This is a genomic window from Leucobacter sp. M11, assembly GCF_035726885.1.
Lineage (GTDB): Bacteria > Actinomycetota > Actinomycetes > Actinomycetales > Microbacteriaceae > JAPFRB01.
The window spans coordinates 552,132-554,049 of the sequence record NZ_JAPFRB010000004.1 but is presented as its reverse complement, the minus strand read 5'-3'; the positions used below and the strand labels follow the sequence as shown (position 1 = coordinate 554,049).

Genomic DNA, 1,918 nt, shown 5'->3' with positions numbered 1-1,918 from the left:
ACTCGCTCATCCGGCCGGTCCCCGGCCCGTCCCCCACGGCTCCGGCCGCGGGGGACGGGCCCGGGGCGGTGCACGGCGCTGAGACGATCGACTGCTTCGGCACACACCAGGCGGGCATCACCACCGCGCCGACGGCGCACCTGCGCTACCTGGCCCTCGACCTCGCCCCGGGCGTGGACCGGGACGGGCTCGTGCGCATGCTCCGCATCATCACGGGGAACGTGCAGCACCTCACCCAGGGCAAGCCGCCGCTCGCGGACAGTGAGCCGGAGCTTGCCGAGGTCCCCGCCCGGCTCACGATCACGGTGGGCTTCGGCCGGGAGCTCGTGGAGCGGGCCCGCCCCGGGGCCGCCCCCGCCTGGCTGGGGCCCCTGCCCGCGTTCACCCTGGACCAGCTGGACCCGGCCTGGGGCGGCGGCGATCTCCTCCTCCAGATCGGCTCGGACGATCCCCTCGCCATCGGGCACGCTTCCCGCATGCTGCTCCGTGACCTGCGCAGCTTCGCAACCGTGCGCTGGGAGCAGAACGGCTTCCGCCGCGCCCGCGGCACCGAGCAGCCGGGCACCACGATGCGGAACCTGATGGGCCAGGTCGACGGCACCGTCAACCCCGACCCCGAGGACCCCGACTTTTCCGGCCTCGTCTGGCTCGGAACGGACGCGGGGTGGCTCGCCGGGGGCAGCGCCTTCGTCCTGCGCCGCATCCGAATGGAGCTGGACACCTGGGAGGAGGTGGACCGCCCGGGCCGCGAGATCAGCGTCGGGCGCACCCTGAAAAACGGGGCCCCGCTCACCGGCACCCGGGAGCACGACGAACCCGACTACGAGGCCGTCGACGAGCTCGGCTTCGCGGTGATCCCGAACTTCGCGCACATCCGCCGCGCCCGCTCCGAGGACCCGGCGGAGCGCATCTACCGCCGCGCCGTGAACTACGACGTGAACGGGGAGGCCGGGCTGCTCTTCGGGTGCTTCCAGCGCGACCCGCTCCGCCAGTTCGTGCCCATCCAGCAGCGCCTCGACGAGCTCGATCTGCTCAACGAGTGGATCACGCACACCGGCTCAGCGGTGTTCGCCTTCCCCCCGGGGTTCCGGGAGGGCGGCATGATCGGCGAGACCCTGTTCGCGTAAGCGGCCCCGGTTCCGGCCGTTCCGCGTCGCGCTCCTCGGGAACTCCCGGGGAGCGCGACCCGGATCACGGCTCGGAGCGCTCGTCCCGCGGAGCCGAGGGCTGCTCGTGCCCCGCGAGGATCCGGAAGGACTGCCGCCCCATCGCCGCGAAGTCGCGGTGCCGGGCCGCGGCGAGGTCGGCCTCGCCTGCCAGGACGGCCTCGTGCGTCGCGGCGAAGAGCGCCGCGCCCGCCGCGGGGTCGGCGAGCTGCGTCTGCTCGGAGACCTGCATGCGCAGCTGGGCCGCGAGCAGGTCCATCGATTGGAGCAGCAGGGCGTTCCGCGAGCGTTTCGCGAGCAGGAGACAGTACTCGTGCATGGCGATGCCGAGCTCGTCGCCGTCGCTGCGCCGCCCCGCATCGAGCACGCGCTCGGCGATCTCGCTCAGCGCGAGCCGGTCCGCGTCATCCAGCTCCGGGACCCCGGCGGCGTAGGCCAGTTCGTAGAGCCCCGTGAGGGTGACCGAGATCTCCAGCTGCTGCCGGGGGTCGATCGGGGTGACCCGGGTGAAGCGGTGCGGGACAAACTCGACCAGGCCGATGTCGCTGAGTCGCTTGAGCGCGTCCCGGATCGGGGAGCGGGACACCCCCAGCCACTCGCTCAGCTCCGTGTCCCGGAGCGTCTCGCCCGGGGCGAGCTCGCCGCGGGTGATCGCGTCCAGGAGTCGGTCGTAGACCGAGTGCCCGAGCAGGCGTCGATCGGGGGCAGTGGTCCTCGGGGGAAGCGGCACGGTGATCTCCCTCGTGCTCAGG

The 1,918-nt window shown here is 73.2% G+C and carries 2 protein-coding genes; one reads left to right on the top strand and one right to left on the bottom strand.

Annotation, left to right across the window (positions count from 1 at the left end):
• On the top strand, positions 1-1,127 hold a 1,127-nt coding region (locus OOT08_RS14840; RefSeq protein WP_325093565.1), incomplete at its 5' end, for a Dyp-type peroxidase.
• Between the two features lie 64 nt (positions 1,128-1,191).
• On the opposite strand, the gene OOT08_RS14835 is transcribed toward OOT08_RS14840, so the two are convergent.
• The coding region (locus OOT08_RS14835; RefSeq protein ID WP_325093564.1) for a GntR family transcriptional regulator at positions 1,192-1,918 on the bottom strand (727 nt) is incomplete at its 5' end.